Below are 18,097 nucleotides of genomic sequence, written 5' to 3'. Positions count from 1 at the left end.
GACCTCTCCCCCACATATTCAGAAACATTCAGCAGCGGCATATTCCCCACGACCACGGGCAGGGAATCAGGGTTGGACTACCGCATCACCGATTTTGAACGGCGCCTGATTCCACAACCCGGAAATTCCGGCGCGGGTTTCATTCTGAATCAGAACCTGGACCGCCTGCTGATCACCGTCAAATTCAAAGGCGCCGACCTCTTTATCGGACGCCAGGCCGTGGCCTGGGGAAGCGCCCGCTTCATCAACCCCACCGACATCGTCGCTCCCTTCGCTTTCAATGAGCTGGATACCGAGGATCGGCGTGGAGTGGACGCACTGCGGTTGCGAGTTCCCCTGGGGGTGATGGATGAGTTGGACATGGGTTGGGTCATGGGCAATGATTTCAAGTCTGAAAACAGCGCTTTTTTCCTGCGCGGCAGGTTTTACCTGCTGCGTACCGATGTTTCGCTGATCGTGAGCGCGTTTCGCAATCATTTTATGGGCGGAGTCAACCTGGCCCGTGCCATCGGCGGGGCCGGTGCCTGGCTGGAAGCCGCGTGGGTCAAGCCATGGGCTTTCAGCGTGCAAAAGCCCGGAGATGACGCCGCCTACTTCCGCCTGTCAATCGGCCTGGATTACAGCCTCAGTGGCAATGTATACCTCTTTTCCGAATACCATTTTAATTCAGCCGGACGCGATGACCCTGCCGCTTACCCGGAAACTGTCGACTCGCCCGCATTCCGCGACGGCTGGGTCTACCTTCTGGGAAGGCACTACATCACTTCCGGGACAACCATCCAGGTCACTCCCCTGCTGCCGTTGAGCATCATGGCGATCTGGAACCTCTCGGACGGTTCGCTCACATTGGCGCCTTCACTGGAATACAATTTCGCCGAGAATGTGTACCTGGCCGCGGGAGCCTATTTCGGAATCGGGGCTGACCCCCTGGAGGGTTCCATGGGACCGGTCATGCGCAGTGAATTCGGAGCCTGGCCGCACGTGTTTTACACCGCCTTCCGCTTCTACTTCTGACACCTGGAGGCCCATGCGTACAAACTTGAAGTGATCACGATCCCGGCGCAATACGGCAGAGTCGGTCCTTAATCGGTACGGAAACTTCATGTTCAATGCCGACGGGGGCGGTTCGATGAACCGCCCCCATGGCGCTGCGCAGAACCTTTACCGGCTTTACTTAACCGGTTTCCTGATCGGACGCGCGTGAATCGGTCTGATCCACATCATCCTGGGACGGAACCGGTACACACACTCTTGATTTACCTCTAATTGAGCCGTTTGGCCGAACTCATCCGGAGCACAGACCGGGCTCCAAGCCATAAAGTACAGTACCGGATAATCTCCGCTTGGAACGGTAAATTTTGCCGAAAACGTCACTTCTTTGGTGGCTCCGGCGGTCATGGGCGCCACGCCTTGTTTCGCCTGCCATAACTGGTTGCTCACCGTAAACGGTTTGGCTTTGAAAGCATAAACGGCTGCTTCCATGCCGTTGCAGCCATAGGTGGCCGTAGCTTCGTTGCGCAATGTAACTTTCACCGTTACCAAGTCTCCGGCTTTAAAGGTGGTTGGCGACAAGCTGATATCCGTGACCTTCACCGACGATGTGCCCTGAGCGACAACTGAAGTCACCAACAAAAACAGGCATGCCACAGCGACAAACAACACTGAAACATCGAAATTTGGTTTTTTCATAACTCCCCCTAATGGTTCTGCATTAGTTAAATGCAGATTCCGGGGTGAAAATCTCAAAAAAAATCCACGGGGACTTCGGGTATCAACGCATACACCCGCCAGCGTTTCTCATCCTTCGCTGACGCAAAGCGTTGGCAACAGTTTGCGTATTTCTGTGCGCCCCACTCAGGGATCAGCGATTGACCTGGAAGGTGCGGTCTCCTTTCTCAAAAAAAGCGATGATCTGCCGGATGGCCGCCAGGCCGGCATTGATATTGGCTTCCGTGGTTTGCGCGCCCATCTTCTTGGGCGTAAAAAAGAACCGTCCCGCAAATTCAGCGGCGATCTCGTCTTTACAGTCCGGAGCCACATCGGAAATGTACTTGAAATCCGGGCGTTTCCGAAAGATTTCCCGCAATGACTCTTCGCATACCACTTCTTTGCGCGCGGTGTTGACCAGTACCGCGCCTTCAGGCATACGGGCGAGCAGGTCCCGGTTGATGGAACCCCGGGTTTTTTCGTTGGCGGGAATATGCAACGAAACGTATTGGCATTGAGAATAGAGTTCTTCCACGGATCCCAGCGGAGTGACTCCTTCCGCACGGATGACCGCGTCCTCGACGAATGGATCAAAAGCAAATACGTCCATGCCGAATCCCCCGGCAATACGCGCCACATCACGACCCACATTGCCGAATGCGTGGATGCCCAGGGTTTTTCCCCGCAGCTCGGTGCCGGCCTTGCCGTTAAATCCGTTCCGAGCCAGGTAAACCATCATGCCCATGGCCAATTCGGCTACCGCATTGGCGTTCTGTCCCGGCGTATTCATGACCACAATCCCTTTGGCTGTGGCGGCATCAAGGTCAACATTGTCGTACCCGGCTCCGGCACGGACAACGATCTTTAATCGGTCTGCAGCGGCGATCACTTCGGGAGTGACCTTGTCGCTGCGTATGATCAACGCGTCCGCATCCGCTACTGCGGCCTCAAATTCGGCCTGATTCGCATAAGATTCCAATAAAACCATCTCATATCCAGCTTCATCGCTGATATCGCGGATGCCCGTCACGGCGTCGGGATGGAAAGGCTTTACCGTTGCCACCAATACTTTTTGCTTCATTATCGTCACCCCTCAATGAATTTGGTCTATCTGAATTGTACGGCCGCGCCAACAGCATGTCAATGTATGGAGAGTTGGAAAGTTGGAAAGTTTGGAGAGTTGGAGAGTTGAGGGCGGGAACAGTTCGCGCCTCGCCCTTCAGGCTCTGAATAAGGAATAAAGAAGAAGGAATAAAAAGGCTCGTCCTGTAGGATGATCTTGAAAGATCTGCAGGCTGCACTCGGAAGGAGCCGCAGGAGGTCTTAAGTGTAAAACCAACGTCATTGTGTTTGTCCTTTTGACTTTAGACTTTCAACTTGTTTTCCCTCTCCAACTCTCCAACTCTCCAACTTTATTCAGTTGCCTGTCAGGAGCATGAAAGGTTTATTGTGAAAACTCTTGTACAGGGGGCGCAATCGTTCGGTGTGGTAGTATTCTTCCACGTTGATCAACTTGCGGTGCGAGGTGACCTCCTCAATGGGCTTGTCGCCGTAACGCCCGTTACAGAGAACCACCAGCCGGCCGGAGATGCCACTGAGGATCAAGTCAAGAGCCAGGTTTCCGAATGTGAGGGGAACGATTGAGTCCAGGGAGTCAGGTTCCCCGGCCCGTACCAGGTACCCCAGCTTCTGGGAAATACAGTTGATCGCCTGCTTTTCTCCATACCGCGGCGAAAGACGTTTCAATTGCCGGGCCACCAGTTCGCCGATGCCGCCAAGCTTGGCATGGCCGAACATGTCGCGTTCCGTGTCTTCAAATACCATGTCCTGGCCGTGAAAGGTAGCCCCCTCCGACACCAGGACCACGGCATAGCGGCTGGGATTGCGCAGTCGGTCTTCCACCAGCAATCGGCACAAATCGTCCATGTGAAAAGTATGCTCCGGAATGACACAACGGTCCGCCGCCCCCGCCAAGGTGGGAAGCAACGCGGTGAAACCGGCATACCTGCCGAATACTTCCATCACCAGGAAGCGCTCATGGGATCCGGCCGTGGTGCGCAAACTGTCGGCAAGTGAAATAACCCGGGTGACACAGGTAGAGAAACCGATACAATAATCGGTACCCGGCACATCGTTGTCCATGGTCTTGGGAATCCCGATTATTGCCAAGCCTTCTTTGTGAAGGCGGACGGCATATCCCAGCGTATCATCACCACCGATAGCGATCAGGGTGTCAATGCCGAGAAACTCCAGGTTTTTCAGCACTTCCGGGGTCAGGTCATTGCATGCCTCGCCATATGTGTCCACCAGGTGGGTGGGGACAAATTGAGCGGGGATTCGACTGGGCAGGGTTCGGGATGAATGCAGAAACGTGCCTCCCGTACGCCCCACCCGGCGCACCGTCTCGGTCGTCAGTTCCTGCACGCAACGAGAATTGTCGGCCCCACGTTCCCGCCGGATATTCGACAAACCCGACCAGCCTCGTCTGATCCCCAGTACGCGATAGCCCTCCCCGATGGCACGGATGGTGACGGCACGGATGGCGGGATTCAGCCCGGGGACATCACCGCCTCCGGTTAAAATCGCGATGGTTCCTTTGGGATTGACCGATGAAAAGGGCTTTTGAGAATAGGTGCTCATTTAAACCTTCCGAATCCCCGACTGCCGGGAAAGTCTTTGAAAAATGCGGACCGGGTTACTCCAATTCCACCGCGGCGGACCACAAACCATGGATATTGCAATAGGAAATGGCCATAATTGTTCCCGGCTTTTCGCTGCGAAACCGAAAAGCAAAGTGGGGTTCGGTATATACGGTGCTGGTATCCGCGCCCTGGGCGGACGCGCCGTGGCTGTCAAAAGAGTGGCGTCCCAGCATGAAGGGGAATTTTTCATCCCGGGGCAGAAAATAGACTTCGATCCAGGCGATGTGGTGAGCAGTGGTATTGGGATGAACGATCTCTTCCCCCACATTGACGGTTACAGTCATCAGTTCACCCGCCTTGAAACGCGGAGCCTGTATAACCGGAGCATGCTTCTCTTTCTTCCAATCAGCTGTCTGGAACATATCAGTGATCATTTTCACGTCAACCTCCTCTCTCGCTCCCGGAATGCGGCGTGAAAAGAATGGAAAATCCGCATTTTCCGGAAGGACTTCCTTATAGTTAGTGTAGCATTGCGTTCAATGGAATGCAACGAATGCAGGGGATTTGCCCGGCGAATGCCCGGTTCGGCACTATTCCGGCCCGGATTGCGAGATGCGGTTTATCAACCCGTTGCTTTTCTGTTATAATAATTTATAACATGAACTGCGTGAGAGAAAGTAGGTTCTTTTAATATCCCGGGCGCCCTTCCGGATACCCGGAACGCCGACCCTGCCAATCAGCCATCACGCAAATTGTCCGGAAGGAACATGCCTCATGTCGGCGAAACCGGGGGAACAACGTCACAGGAGGTGAACCATGAGTCAACGGACTTTGTTCGTGTTCAACATACCCGGGGACCTTCCGGAACGGGAGTTGCATGAGCAATTCTCATATTTCGGCAGGGTCCGCCATATCCGCCTGATGAGAGATAAAGGCTATGGTTTTGTGGAGATGGGACGTTCCGACGAGGCCGCTACGGCAATCAAGGGCGTAAACGGAATTGTTCTGCGGGGAAATGCCATCAAGGTCGAACCCGCCCGTACTCGCCGCAAACGCCGCAGCCCCAATCCACCAGACCATGGCAACGCCCCATCAAACGCCTGACCGAATCCTGGCAGTGGGGGAAGTCTTGTTTGACCACTTCCCCGGCGGGAAACGCCTCGGGGGAGCTCCCTGCAATTTCGCCGTCCACGCACGGGGTCTGGGCATGGATGCGCAACTGTTAACCCGGGTCGGCGACGATGATCACGGAAATTGCATTCAAGCGAAACTGGTTGCTTTCGGTTTTCATCCCCGCCTCTTGCAAGTGGATCCCCACACGCCCACCGGGGCCGTGCATGTCAGCTTCAGTGACTCGGGTGATCCCGCCTATGCCATTCGTCCGGCGGCCTGGGATCACATCGGGCTCGACCCGGCCCTCACGACATGGTTGAAAGATTTTTCTCCGCAAATGCTGTATTTCGGCTCGTTGGTGCAACGCACGCCGACCGGAGCCGGGTTGATCGAGGAGTTGGCAACACATTTCAACCGGACCTCAACTTTTTTGTGCGACCTCAACCTGCGCCGGGGAAATGTAGTTCGTGACCGGGTAATCCGCTGCCTGGAACTGTGCCATATTTTGAAACTGAACCGAGAAGAACTTGATTATCTCTGCCGGACTCTGGATTTGTCCGGCACCCCGCGAGAATGCATGGAACGCATTTCATCCCGCTTCACCATATCCTTGGTCGCATTGACGCGGGGAAAATCAGGCAGTATCCTGTTTTCGGAATCGGGATTTACCGAATCCGCGGGTACAATTGTGTCGGACCCGGTCAACACCGTGGGTGCGGGAGACGCCTTTTGTGCGGCGCTGGCCCAGGGAGCGTTACACAATGAAAATCCGGAACAGATGCTGGAAAGGGCCGGCCGCCTGGCCGCGGCGGTGTGCAGACTTCCCGGAGCGGTTCCGGAAAACAGTGATTTCTACCGCAAATTCATCTCAAAAAGCAGCGCCAAGGAGTAAAGCATGGCCAAGAAATCTTTAACCATCCAGATGTTCAGCATTCACGGCCTGATTCGGGGACACAACCTGGAATTGGGCAGGGACGCTGATACCGGAGGTCAAACCCTCTACGTAGTGGAACTGGCCAAAAGTCTCAGTCGCTGCCCGGAAATCCGCCGCGTGGACCTGTTCACGCGCCTGATTTCCGACCCGCGCGTTTCAGAGGACTATGCCCGGGAAGTGGAAGAGATCAACGAAAAATGCCGCATCATTCGAGTCCGCTGCGGTGGATTAAAATACGTGCGCAAAGAACGGCTCTGGCCCCACTTGGATGAATTCATCAACCGCACCATTACTTTTATCAAGCGCCAGGGTGAAGTTCCCGACTTTTTTCACGGCCATTACGCTGATGCCGGTTACGTTTCCCAGCGCTTGTCCCGCTTTTTCGATACCCCTTTCGTGTTCACGGGGCACTCGTTGGGGCGATCCAAGCTGGCGCGGTTGCAGGAAAACGGCATGGGCATGGAAGAGATCGACCGCCGCTTCCACATCCGGCGTCGCATCGCCGTTGAGGAAGAGGTTTTGCAACACAGCAACCTGGTGGTGGCCAGCACCCGCCAGGAAGTCCAGACCCAGTACGGTCAATACGAAAACAAAGACAAGCCGACATTTGCAGTGGTTCCTCCGGGAGTCGACCTGGAAAAATTCTATCCGTACTACATGGACTCCCTCCCCGAACACCCCCAGCACGACGAGCAGATCTTTGCCCAGGCATCCCTGCAGGAAGAACTTCATCGTTTCCTTATCCACCCGGATCGTCCATTGGTCCTGACTTTATGCCGCCCCGAAAAACGCAAAAACATCTCCGGCCTGATCCGGGCGTATGGTGAAGATGCCGATCTTCAAACCATGGCCAATCTGGCCATTTTCGCCGGCATTCGCAAAGACATCGAGGCCAAGGAAGAGAACGAACGTGAAGTCCTCACGGAAATGCTGCTGCTCATGGATCGATACGATCTTTACGGCCGCATGGCCATTCCCAAGCGGCACGACTCTGAATACGAAGTGCCGGCTCTCTACCGCATAGCCGCGGAGAAACGCGGAGTGTTTGTCAACGTGGCCCTGACCGAACCTTTTGGACTGACCCTGATCGAAGCCTCCGCCAGTGGAGTTCCGCTGGTGGCCACCCGGGACGGAGGCCCCCGGGATATCATCGCCAACCTGGACAACGGTGTGCTGGTTGATCCGACCAACAGCAAAGAAATATCCGCCGCCATCCGTCGGGTCATCACCCATACCAGAGAGTGGAAACGCATGTCCCGCAACGGTATTGTTAACGTCAAAGAGCATTACACCTGGGACGCGCATGTTCAATCCTACCTAGAGCGCATCGGGGATTTGGCTAAACGCCCGGCACCCGCCGTGTCCGCAGCCCGGCAACCGGCAATCGGACGCCGCTTAACCGCCTTGCGCTATTTCCTGATCTGTGACATCGACGATACCATGACCGGTGGACCGGAAAACGAATTGGCGCGGTTGGTAACGGATATCAAACAACACCGCGACTGCGTGGGTTTTGGCGCAGCCACGGGTCGTGACCTGAAATCCGCCCGGGACCATTTAAAGATAAACCAGATCCCCGCGCCCGACCTGCTGATCACCGCAGTGGGTACGGAGATCTACTATGGTGAGGATCTGTTGATCGACCGCGGCTGGAACACGCGGCTGGAACACCAGTGGAAACCCGGCAAAATCCGCGATCTTCTGAAAAAACTCGATTTCCTGACACCCCAACCCGAGGAGGCCATGCAACCCTTTAAAGTCAGTTATTTCATGGAACCCGGCAAAGACCGGTTGACCGCAATACACAAACTCCTGTCCGATCACAACCTGCGCTATTCACTGGTGTATTCTTCCGAGCGTGACCTGGATATCCTGCCCTACCGGGCATCCAAAGGCAAGGCCCTACGGTACTTCGCCCGCAAATGGGACATTCCCCTCAGCCACGTCCTGGTTTGCGGAGACAGCGGCAACGACGCCGGTATGCTGCGGGGGGAATGCCCGGCCGTAGTCGTGGCCAACCACCAGCCGGAGCTGGAGTCATTGCGAAAAAGCCGCCGGGTCTATTTCGCCCGTTCGCCTTACGCCGCCGGAGTACGTGAAGGAATCGCCCATTACAAGTGGTGGAAGCGCGCAAAAGGAGTAAGTTCCTCATGAGCAACCTGATCCCCCAACTGATCCCACGCCGTGAACAGCAGGAATTCCGCGAATTCATGTCCATGATTCTGGCGGATCAACCGGATTTCCTGCACCAGAACGATATCATGCTGCGCTACTTTCAGTTCTGTGATGAAACCAACGCCGGGCGCTCAAAACGCCGCGACTCAACTTTCTTTGCTTTCTTATGCAATATCCAGGAATTGTTCCTGCTGGGCGAATACCTCTTCATCATGCACCGGCCCGAGACCGCCCGGTTTCATTACTACCGGGTAAACGCCAACGGCAGTTACATGGAGGCGATCACCACAGGCGAGTATTTGCAACAAAAGGACCGATTTGCCGGCCATTCACCGGATCCCAATCCCCTGCGCATCGATTTCCAGCCTTTTTACGACTTCGCTCCGCGCGTGCGGCATTTCCGCAATATCGGCAACGGCATCCTGTTCCTGAATCGCTACTTATCCAGTCACATGTTTCAGAATCCCGATGAATGGAACCGGAAGTTGTTTGAATTCCTCAAGCTGCACCAACACGACGGACGCCAGCTGCTGGTCAACGGTTCATCCATTCCAGACATGAACACCCTGATTCAGCGTCTGCGTTTCACAACCCAGTGGTTGAAGCAGGCTGACAAAGACACGCCGATCAAACAAGTGGAGCGCCGCCTGAAACGCAGCGGCCTGGAGCCCGGGTGGGGAGATACCGTGGAACGCGCGGCTGAAAGCATGCAGAGCCTGATCGACTTGTTCGATGCACCGGATGATTCCCTCTTGGAAAGCTTTATCTCACGGGTACCCATGCCCATGATCTCCCGCATCGCCGTTGTATCGCCTCACGGGTGGTTCGGCCAGAACAACGTCCTGGGACGACCCGATACCGGAGGACAGGTGATATACATCCTGGACCAGGTCCGCGCCCTTGAAGCCCATCTGCGTGAGCGTCTGTCCCAAAGCGGACTTGACGTCACTCCACGAATCGTGGTGCTGACCCGACTGATTCCCGATGCCGGAGACAGCGGTTGCGATGTCAAGCGAGAACACATCTATCGCACCGAGAACAGTTGGATTCTGCGCGTACCTTTTCAGGATGAACAGATGAATGTCCTGCCTCAATGGGTATCCCGCTTCAAGGTCTGGCCCTACCTGGAGCGCTTCGCCAATGCCGCGGCGGTGGAACTGGCGGCGGAATTCGGCGGACGCCCGGACCTGGTGATCGGCAACTACTCGGACGGCAACCTCGTCTCCAGTTTGCTGGCCGATCATTTCAACATCATTCAGTGCACGATTTCGCACGCCCTGGAAAAAACCAAATACCCCGACGCGGATTTAAAGTGGCGGAAATACGAAAAGGATTACCATTTTTCACAGCAATTCATGGCCGATATTCACAGCATGAATAAGTCGGATTTCATCATCACCAGCACCCGGGAAGAGATCGTGGGGTCCGATTCCCACATGGGACAATACGAGTCCTACTTGAACTTCACCATGCCCGGATACATCCAGGTGCTGTCCGGCATCGACTTGTTCAGCCCTAAATTCAACGTAATCCCCCCCGGAGTGAGTTTTGACCTCTATTTTCCCCATTCCGAAACCAAGCGGCGGGTGAAGCGACAGACAGCGCGCCTGGAAGAACGGTTATTTTCTTCTAAAGACAAAGACATTTTCGGAACCCTAAAAGACCCGGGCAAGCCCCCCATTTTTACAATGGCGCGCTTTGACCCCATCAAGAATATTACCGGCCTGATCGACGCTTTCGGCCGCAGCAAAGATTTGCGCCGGCAATGCAACCTGGTTTTTTCAGCCGGATCCATTGATCCTGAACTCTCCGGCGACCGCGAGGAACAAAACGAGATCCGACGGGCCCACGAATTGATCGAGCAACATGGACTGGACGGCAGTGTGCGCTGGCTGCCCAGCATCTCCAAGTCGGATACCGGCGAGGTGTACCGCATTATGGCGGACCGGAAGGGAATCTTTGTGCAACCGGCCCGGTTCGAGGCTTTCGGCCTGACCATTCTCGAAGCCATGGTCAGCGGGCTGCCCACTTTCGGTCCCAAGTTCGGCGGCCCCTCGGAAATTATCGACCATGGTAGGAACGGGTTTCTGCTGAATACCGGAGATCCATCACTGATCGCCAATTCGCTGGAGCATTTTTTCAAGAAACTGGCAAGTGACGCTGAATTGTGGCAACTGATCTCTGTTGCAGGCATTCGCCGGGTACATGAGGACTTCAGTTGGACGACCTACAGCGAGCGGTTGCTGAAACTGGCCAAGATCTACGGCTTCTGGCGCTTTGCCGAATCGGTTGAAGGCAAACAAAAGATGGACCGTTACAGCGAATTCATCTATCATTTCCTGTTGCGCGGGAAAAAAATCGATACTGCGGGTAAGCCGGGCTAAACAACTCCGTCCCGGGTGTAAAGGTAACGCTTGATTTTGCTGGTGGCGGTCTTGATAAAAGGTTCCTTACGTTCGATTATTGCGGACAATTTGGAATAGGTGGACAGGCGCTCGTTGGCTTCGGCTTTGATCTGCGCCAGGGCATGGTCGATATACTTTGCCCGTTCATCCTCACTGCGGCCGCGGGTTTCTGAGTCCACCAGGTCGTAATCCAGGTAAATCCACGCCTCGAGGCGACCGTTGCGCTCCAACACCAGGGCTTCGCTCACCAGCATCATGCTGTTGAGAACATCTTCAATCGCCTCGGGAAAAATGTTCTCACCATTGGACATCAGGATCATGTTCTTACACCGTCCGGTGATAATCAGGTTGTCGTAGCGGTCGAAGTAGCCAAGGTCACCGGTATGCAACCATCCATCTCTGTCAAAAACTTCCTCGGTCTGGCGGGGATTCTTGTAGTACCCTTTCATCACGTTCTCGCCCTTGGCGCAGATCTCTCCGATACCGGGATCGCCTTCCGGTTCATGGATGCGGATTTGCACACCGGGGATCACTTTTCCGATGGAACCCACCTGAATGGAGTCGTCCCCCATGGGCCCGCCGGCCAACAAGGGCGCGGTCTCGGTAAGGCCATAACCCACCAGATACGGAAATCCGATGGCCCGAAAAAGGCGTTCCGCTTCGAAATTGAAGGGCGCTCCGCCCACGGCCATCACCTCGAGGCGCCCTCCAAAAAAGGTCATGAGAGAGTCATTGATCTTGCGATAGATCTTGCGCCGCACCAGGGGCACATGCAGAGCGGCACGCACAAGCCGTTTCTGTTCGATCAAGGGGAGCACCTTCTTTTTAAATATCTTTTCCAGGATCAGGGGCACGGAGCAAATGGCATGGGGACGGAGCCGACTGCAGATTTCTTCCAGAACCCGCGGAGTAGGCGGCCGGTCAAGATAACGGATCTGGGCGCCATGACTGAAGGGGTAAAGAAATCCCACGGTAAACTCATAAGTGTGTGACAGGGGCAACATCGACAAAAAGATATAGTCGTGGGTTACAGGTGCCAGGCCGCGACAACTCTTGACGTTTGCCGTAAAGTTGCCGTGGGTCAACATAACCGCCTTGGAATGACCTGATGTTCCTGATGTGTAGATAATGGAAGCCAGGTCATCCGCCGAAACCTGCCGCGATTTCAAGCCGATCGTTGAGGGAAATTTCTTGATAAAATCCAGAGCCCGTTCCAGCGTATGCGAGAAAGTCTGCACCTGAATATTCGGCAGTTCCGTCTGAAAATCATCCAGGGTGATCACGTACTGCACTTGACAACAACCCAGGTCATCGATTTTTTCCAGTTGCCGACTGGTGGCAAACAACAACTTCGATTCCGAATCCATCAGGATGTGCCGGATATCCGACTCGGGAAAATCGGGCAGAATGGGAACGGCCACGGCGCCCACGCGCACAGTCGAAAAGTAGGCAATACCCCAATTGGGTGAGTTTTCCCCCAATATCGCCACGCGATCGCCATGACCGATACCGGATTCCCGTAGCAGCTCAGCCACGCGGCCGACCCGGTCCATGAACTCACCGTAGGTGATGGGATCTTTATCCGCCCAACCCAGGGCCGGGCGGTCAAAATAACGTCCCGCCAACTCTTCAAGCAGGTCGTTCAGGGTTTGCGACTGAATTTCTGGCATCATGTGTCATTTATACCCCACGGAAAAAAGGAATACAAGATCTGCTTGTCATCCGTTTCGTATTTCGGTATATAGGTTTCATGAATGAGTTCATTTTGGTTATTCGAAACCTGAGCAAACAGTACGGAGAGATCCGCGCCCTTGACAATCTGGATCTTGACCTGGCCCCTGGAGAGATATTCGGATTGCTGGGACCCAACGGAGCCGGCAAAACCACTTTGATCTCGATTCTTTCCGGTACCCTACGGGACTTCAGTGGCAGTGTGCTTTTTCAGGGTAAAGACCTTTTCCGCAACCGGCGATTGCGCAGTCAACTGGGTATCGTTCCCCAGGAGACGGCATTTTACGAAGAATTGGGAGCAAGGGAAAACCTCTTTTTCTGGGGCGGGTTGTACGGGTTGTCCGGACAGGAACTCCGCCTCAGAACCGATTCTCTACTGGAAACGGTTGAACTCGCGGACCGGGCCAAAGAGCCGGTTAAAAACTTTTCCGGCGGCATGAAACGTCGTTTGAACCTGGCCATCGGCATGATCCACCAGCCCCGTTTGCTGCTGCTGGATGAACCCACTGTGGGCATCGACGTTCAGGCCAAGGTAAGGATTCTGGATATCATCCGCCGCGCTGCGGACAACGACACAACCGTTGTGTTTACCACCCATCAGCTGGCGGAGGTGGAAACCCTCTGTGACCGGATTGCCATCATGGACAAAGGCCGTATCCTGGCGCTTGGTACCCTGGATGAGCTAACCCGCATCGTGGGGGAAAGGGAAATCGTGTTTATCAGAGGCGAATTCTCTGCGGCCGAAATTTCGGATGTATTGGGAAACCTGCCCGCCGCCGACATTCTTGCCGTTCGAGACAACAGCCTTACCCTGGCATTGGACAGCACGGCCGAGATTCCCGACATTTTGGAAACGCTCTTCCAGGCAGCCGTATCCGTGAGCGACCTGAAGATTCAGTCACCCAACCTGGAGACAGTGTTCCTGAAACTGACGGGAAGGAGTTTGAGAGATTGAGCCGCATTCTTCTCATCGTGATCCGTGATTTTCGCCGCCGCCTGCGCGCCCCGGCCGGGATCCTGATCCTCACCGCCATTCCCCTGCTCATGACCGCGATCTTCGGCATCATCTTCTCACCTGGTGAAAAGGACAGCCGTTTAACCATCCGCGTACTGGTGGTGGACAAGGACCGCAATTTCGGCGCCCGCATGCTGATGCAGGCTTTCTCGCAGCAACGTTTCGCCGACATGTTCCGCATGGAGACGGTTATCGAAGCGGACGGCCGCCGGGAGATCGCCCGCGGAAAGGCTTCCGCACTTCTGGTAATTCCAAAGAATTTCACCGCCTCCCTGTTTCTATCCAAACCGGTGCAATTGGAAGTAGTCAAGAACCCCTCTGAACAATTCCTTCCCGGAGTAGTGGAGGAATTCACCCGCACCGTGGCCGTACTGACAGCGGCCGCCCAAGCGGTATTCCAGGATGAACTGGCGGCCATGCGTCCACTCTGGGATCGTTCCTTCAGCGAAATCGAAACCGCTGAATTCACAAGGTTACTGGATTCTCTTCGCCCCAAGATCAAACGCCTGAGCCGGGTATTGGATCCCCTGCTGGTGGGGCTCGAGAGCCAAAATGAAACCAAAAAGGCCCAGGCGGATGATCAACCGGCTTTTGACACCGCGGCGATATTCGGCATGATCCTGCCGGGAATGGTCATTTTTTTCTTGATGTTCATCGTGGAGATTTTCATGCGCGAGATCCTGGCCGAAAAAGAGGACGGCACGCTGCGGCGCCTGCTCTTTTCACCCATCCCGCCTATTCAATACGTAACGGCCAAAATAACTTCCGCCTGGCTCATGGGACTGGTCATTCTGGGTCTGATGGCGGCAATGGGCCATATTGTGTTCGCGATCCGCTGGGGAAACTTTTTGTACCTGCTGGCGTTGGGCGGCGCCGCCCTGGCGGCGCTGTGCGGGCTTTTTGCTCTGTTTTTCGCGTTCTTTCGCAATCGCAATCAGGCGGGAGCCGTCACGGCGCCGGTAATTCTGGTATTGGCGGCCCTGGGAGGCAGCATGATCCCGGTCAACCAATTGCCCCAGGGATTCCGGGCCTTCAGCCGTTTCACCCCCAACTACTGGTTCATCCAGGGAACCGCCTTGATTCGCGAAGGGGAATTCCCCGTTACCGCGACCCTGTTGCTTTTGGCGGCGGGCCTGGTATTGACCGCCACCAGCCTGCCGCTCCTGGTTCGGAGGGTCAGCCCATGAACACACCCTGGCTGATCGCCCGGCTGGACCTGAAACGTATGCTCAAAGACAAAGCCTTTTTCTTCTGGAGTTTGGCGTTTCCGGTTTTTCTCATCCTGATCTTCGGCAATCTCTACCAGGGAAACGGCAGCGATCCCAAGGCGGAATTGGTGGTAGTGAACCGGGATCAAGGCCACTGGGGTGAATACCTGGTGGCCGCCCTGGACAACCCCGACATGGTGATCCAAGCTAGAAAAGAAAAACCGCAAAAGTTCACCCGCATACTCGAAATTCCCGCTGATTTTTCCCAACGCATTCAATCCCTTCAATCCCAGAAGCTGCGGTTCACCAAGAACCCGGATGCCAGCCTTGAAGCCGCCACGCGAGTGGAAACCCGCATCATACAAGCTTTGGTTCGTCTGATCGCCGGCGTGGTACTGCAACCCGAACCCGTGCCGACTCAACCCGAAATCGCACCGCTGGAAGAACTGGTTTCCGTGAAGGCGGGGTTTCCTGCGGGAACGATAACCAGCATTCCGTCCGGATTCGATCACGTAATCCCCGGCATTCTCGTGCATATGCTCATGATCCTGATCCTCATCTACGGCGGCATTACCGTAATGATCGACCGGCAAAGCGGTATCCTGACACGGATAATCTCCGGCCCGGTTTCAAGAGCCGAATTGTGGAAAGGAAAGTTCCTGGGACGACTTCTTGTAGGTCTGCTTCAGGCCGTAATGCTGATGGGGCTGGGACTGATCCTGTTCAAACTCAACCTGGGTAATCCAACGCTTTCCTTTCTCATTATCCTGCTTTTTTCCGCGACTATGGCTTCATTAAGCATTTTTCTCGGCTCCGTATTCCGCAAAGAGGAAGTGATCATCGGCTTGGCGATTCTATTCGCCAACCTGTTCGCGGCTCTGGGCGGTTGCTGGTGGCCGATTGAGGTTGTGCCGCCGGTCGTCCGTGCGGTGGGCATGGTTGTACCCGCGTGGTGGGCCATGGACGCCTTTCACAAGGTGATCTTTTTTCACAAGGGGCTGGAAACCCTGTGGCTGCATTACACCATACTGCTGGGCTACACGGCGCTGTTCTCTTTCCTGGCCGTCCGCTACTTCAAGATTCGCGAATGAGCTTCACTCAACCGTACAACGGCAAACCGGCAAAAGAAGGTATTTTTTCAGCAATGACATATAAAAATGATCTGTGCAATATCGTTTCTGGGAATGTGGCGGGCCCGGATCACCGCGGCCGGATCAGTGGATGATGAAGCCAAAAAGAGATAAAAAGCGGTCCTTCAAACTGCCCCATACCCTTGTACTGATCTACCTGATCGTATTGATCATGTATATTCTCACATGGGTGGTGCCATCCGGTTCCTTTCAACGGGTGGAAAAAACCGTGGAAGGCGCGGTGCGCCAGGTTACGGTTCCGGGCACCTTTGCCTACGCCGAAAAAGTGCCGGTCTCCCCCTCCATCCTCTTGACCGCCCCGGTGCGGGGCTTTCAGGAAGGCGCACTCATCATCGCCTTTCTGTTTATCATCGGCGGGGCGTTCGCGGTTATCCAGGAAACCGGTACCATCGACCTGTCCATCCGTCGCCTGACAGCATCGTTCGCACGTCATCCCGCCTTGCGGGGATTGCTCATCCCCGTATTGATGACCGTATTCTCCCTGGCCGGTTCGATTTTCGGTATGTGTGAAGAAACCATTCCCTTTATTCTGGTATTCATCCCCCTGGCCTTGTCCATGGGCTACGACTCCATTGTGGGCGTGGCCATCCCCTTTCTGGGCGCGGCCGCCGGTTTCGCCGCCGCATTTTTTAATCCTTTTACCGTGGGCATCGCCCAAGGACTCTCCGACTTGCCCCTGTATTCCGGCTTGACCTATCGCCTGATCTCCTGGGTGCTGGGCACAGCCCTGATGATCGCCATGGTCATGATCTACGCAGCCAAAATCCGACGCAATCCCCGATCCAGCCCGGTCTACGAGATCGACCGCCAGCGCATAAAGACGGAAAACACGGAAAGGGGAGCCCCTGCGCCGGAATTGACTTCACGTCACCGGGCCGTGTTGTGGATTTTCGGCGGCGGCATATTGATCCTGGTGGCGGGAATTCTCCTGCAGCATTGGTATATAGAAGCCATTGCCGCTGTTTTCCTGGGCATGGGATTGGCCGCGGGGTTTGCCGCCGGCATCTCGCCCAGCCGCATGGCCGGCCATTTCGTCACCGGCGCCAAGGACATGATGAACGTGGCCTTCATAATCGCCTGCGGCCGCGCCATCCTGATTGTAGCCCAGGAAGGGCAGATTCTCGACACCCTGCTCTACTACGCCTCCCAGTTTATTTCTCTGTTTCCGCGCATCGTTACCGCGCAAATGATGTTCCTCACGCAATCCGTCATCAATTTCTTTATCCATTCCGGCACCGCCCAGGCGGCGCTGACCATGCCGATCATGGCCCCGTTGAGTGACCTGGTGGGATTGACACGCCAAACCACGGTCTACGCCTTCCAACTCTGCGAATTTGTAAACCCCATCCTGCCGACGTCGGCTGTCACCATGGGTGTATTGGGCATCGCCCGCATCCCCTGGGAGAAATGGGCACGCTGGTTTCTGCCCATCATGTTGGTGCTGGTTTTGTTCAGCATGATCATGCTGATTCCCCCCGTGCTCATGAACTGGGGCCCTTTTTAACCCTCATTTTGAGCTCGGATCGTCGCGAATTTGGAGAAAGTAGAATGTACAACGTAGAAGGCAGGATAAAGCATTGAGTGATCCGGATATTTAATAAAACCACGGAACACGCGGAATACACGGGAGGGCAATAAAACGCATCAGGTGGCAGAAAGGCATGTGTACGGGCGGTTCGCGAACTGCCCCTTTCTCGACTTCTTCCTGCTTCAACTTTTGGTTCTCTTCCATTTTGTGTGGGTTTGCACGTCACTCTGGTTTAAAAAGGGAAAGGCTTTTTAAGAGTACCCTTTCGGGCACAAGTCACCGCTCACCACTTCGGTGTTCTTCGACGGCTTAAGATGGCCATGGTGGATGTTCGGGATGTTTCCGAGGTCATCTTTCGTCTTCGGGGAGTACCCCTCAGCCGACCATCCTGTCTCAGAACATGGGTCCCCGGAACCTACGTTTGCGTTCGCTTATGGCTTTATGCCCTGCGGGTACTCATACTCACAACCGCTTACCAATTACTAATG

Annotated in this window: 13 protein-coding genes; 8 read left to right on the top strand and 5 right to left on the bottom strand. The window is 55.0% G+C overall.

All coding sequences use genetic code 11. The features are described from left to right. Positions 1-1,170: 1,170 nt before the first annotated feature. The 4 genes from ENN40_06530 to ENN40_06515 all read right to left on the bottom strand — a co-directional run bounded on the left by ENN40_06530 (position 1,171) and on the right by ENN40_06515 (position 4,783). Positions 1,171-1,689, bottom strand: a complete 519-nt coding sequence (locus ENN40_06530) for a hypothetical protein (protein ID HDP94999.1) — start codon at positions 1,687-1,689, stop codon at positions 1,171-1,173. Positions 1,690-1,861: 172 nt separating this feature from the next. Continuing rightward, positions 1,862-2,788 carry a 3-phosphoglycerate dehydrogenase gene (locus tag ENN40_06525; GenBank protein HDP94998.1) on the bottom strand — a complete coding sequence of 309 codons (927 nt, stop codon included), beginning with the start codon at positions 2,786-2,788 and terminating at the stop codon, positions 1,862-1,864. Between the two features lie 335 nt (positions 2,789-3,123). Beyond that, on the bottom strand, positions 3,124-4,347 hold the full coding sequence (locus ENN40_06520; GenBank protein ID HDP94997.1) for an ATP-dependent 6-phosphofructokinase: 1,224 nt from the start codon (positions 4,345-4,347) through the stop codon (positions 3,124-3,126). A 55-nt stretch (positions 4,348-4,402) separates the two neighbouring features. Then, positions 4,403-4,783, bottom strand: a complete 381-nt coding sequence (locus ENN40_06515; protein ID HDP94996.1) for a superoxide reductase — start codon at positions 4,781-4,783, stop codon at positions 4,403-4,405. Between the two features lie 382 nt (positions 4,784-5,165). On the opposite strand from ENN40_06515, the gene ENN40_06510 reads away from it, so the two are divergent. Genes ENN40_06510 through ENN40_06495 form a run of 4 tightly spaced genes read left to right on the top strand, consistent with a single transcriptional unit; the run spans position 5,166 to position 10,955 of the window. Further along, positions 5,166-5,453: an RNA-binding protein gene (locus tag ENN40_06510; protein ID HDP94995.1), complete on the top strand. Its 288-nt coding sequence runs from the start codon at positions 5,166-5,168 to the stop codon at positions 5,451-5,453. Beyond that, positions 5,365-6,354, top strand: a complete 990-nt coding sequence (locus ENN40_06505) for a carbohydrate kinase (GenBank protein ID HDP94994.1) — start codon at positions 5,365-5,367, stop codon at positions 6,352-6,354. Before ENN40_06510 ends, ENN40_06505 begins: the two co-directional genes overlap by 89 nt. Before the next feature lie 3 nt (positions 6,355-6,357). After that, the gene (locus ENN40_06500; protein HDP94993.1) at positions 6,358-8,550 is read left to right on the top strand and encodes an HAD-IIB family hydrolase; all 2,193 of its coding nucleotides are present in this window, start codon (positions 6,358-6,360) and stop codon (positions 8,548-8,550) included. Then, on the top strand, positions 8,547-10,955 hold the full coding sequence (locus ENN40_06495; protein ID HDP94992.1) for a sucrose synthase: 2,409 nt from the start codon (positions 8,547-8,549) through the stop codon (positions 10,953-10,955). The genes ENN40_06500 and ENN40_06495 overlap by 4 nt, the downstream gene beginning before the upstream one ends. Here the strand turns inward: ENN40_06495 and ENN40_06490 are convergent. Beyond that, entirely contained in the window at positions 10,952-12,649 is a 1,698-nt protein-coding gene (locus tag ENN40_06490) for a long-chain fatty acid--CoA ligase (protein HDP94991.1), read from the bottom strand. The genes ENN40_06495 and ENN40_06490 overlap by 4 nt on opposite strands. 77 nt (positions 12,650-12,726) lie before the next feature. Between ENN40_06490 and ENN40_06485 the strand changes: the two genes are divergently transcribed. The 4 genes from ENN40_06485 (at position 12,727) to yfcC (ending at position 17,585) form a co-directional block, all read left to right on the top strand. After that, complete coding sequence (locus ENN40_06485; GenBank protein ID HDP94990.1) at positions 12,727-13,662, top strand: ABC transporter ATP-binding protein; 936 nt, start codon at positions 12,727-12,729, stop codon at positions 13,660-13,662. Beyond that, positions 13,437-14,909, top strand: a complete 1,473-nt coding sequence (locus tag ENN40_06480; GenBank protein HDP94989.1) for an ABC transporter permease — start codon at positions 13,437-13,439, stop codon at positions 14,907-14,909. The genes ENN40_06485 and ENN40_06480 overlap by 226 nt, the downstream gene beginning before the upstream one ends. Further along, complete coding sequence (locus ENN40_06475; protein ID HDP94988.1) at positions 14,906-16,021, top strand: ABC transporter permease; 1,116 nt, start codon at positions 14,906-14,908, stop codon at positions 16,019-16,021. Before ENN40_06480 ends, ENN40_06475 begins: the two co-directional genes overlap by 4 nt. Positions 16,022-16,154: 133 nt before the next feature. Further along, on the top strand, positions 16,155-17,585 hold the full coding sequence (gene yfcC / locus ENN40_06470; GenBank protein ID HDP94987.1) for a putative basic amino acid antiporter YfcC: 1,431 nt from the start codon (positions 16,155-16,157) through the stop codon (positions 17,583-17,585). Positions 17,586-18,097 lie beyond the last annotated feature (512 nt).

Source organism: Candidatus Aminicenantes bacterium (genome assembly GCA_011049425.1).
Classification (GTDB): Bacteria; Acidobacteriota; Aminicenantia; order UBA2199; family UBA2199; genus UBA876.
The sequence above is the reverse complement of the archived record's forward strand: the minus strand, read 5'-3'. Positions and strand labels throughout refer to the sequence as shown.